The following is a 441-nucleotide window of genomic DNA, read 5'->3' on the forward strand; positions in this document are numbered from 1 at the left end:
AACCAAGGACGCTCTTTTCTTTTGCGTGCTTCTGCTTGTTCTTTTTGACGTTCTTTACGTAAACGGTCTTTATAAACCAAATTGCGCAAAGCATCTTTTTCACGTTCTACAATATAAAACTCTGTTTCCAGCGGTAAAATATCGTCCATAATGTGTCCATCATTTAAATATTTAATAATCGCTTGCGGCGGAACTTTAGACCTTTTCAAATCTTCAGCTACGATGTAAAAAATGAGACCTTTATGTTTAATCTTTCGGCATATTTTACCTTTGTACATCACATGATTGAAATTGTATTTAAGCGCATCTTCTATATCCCAACCTTTATCGAATCTTTCTTGCAAATCTTTAGAAGATACTTTTAAATTTTGAGATGCATATAAGATTTTTTGAGTTCCAATCTCAATCGTTTCACCTTTATAAATAAATTTTCCCATTACT

General features: G+C 32.4%; 1 protein-coding gene. It reads right to left on the reverse strand.

Translation table 11 applies throughout. From position 1 onward, the window contains the following. On the reverse strand, positions 1-441 hold a 441-nt coding region (locus HMPREF3270_RS08810; RefSeq protein ID WP_218117696.1), incomplete at both ends, for a hypothetical protein.

It is taken from the genome of Staphylococcus sp. HMSC65H10 (assembly GCF_001839185.1).
Lineage (GTDB): Bacteria > Bacillota > Bacilli > Staphylococcales > Staphylococcaceae > Staphylococcus > Staphylococcus simulans.